General features: G+C 47.0%; 1 protein-coding gene. It reads left to right on the top strand.

The genetic code is table 11. From position 1 onward, the window contains the following. The coding region (locus tag RRF55_RS27460) for a sigma 54-interacting transcriptional regulator (RefSeq protein WP_439419225.1) at positions 1 to 268 on the top strand (268 nt) is incomplete at both ends.

The raw sequence follows: 268 nt of genomic DNA, 5'->3' as shown, positions 1-268 counted from the left end.
AAAAACGCATTCGCCCAATTGGGAGTGACACGGAAATTGATGTCGATTTTCGTGTGATTAGTGCCAGCCATCAAGACCTAGAAGCACTGGTACAACAAGGCAAGTTCCGTCAGGATTTGTACTTCCGCATCCATGTCATGGACATTGTGCTGCCAGCCCTACGTGAGCGTGGCAATGACATTATTCTTTTAGCACAACATTTCATTCAGAAAATCTGCCAAGAATGGGACATCCCAGTCAAAGCATTGAGTGAACGTCCCCGGCTCGA

The organism is Klebsiella sp. K47 (assembly GCF_051858335.1).
Lineage (GTDB): Bacteria > Pseudomonadota > Gammaproteobacteria > Enterobacterales > Enterobacteriaceae > Klebsiella > Klebsiella pneumoniae.
Note: the sequence above shows the minus strand (reverse complement) of the source record. Positions and strands in the feature narration are given on the sequence as shown.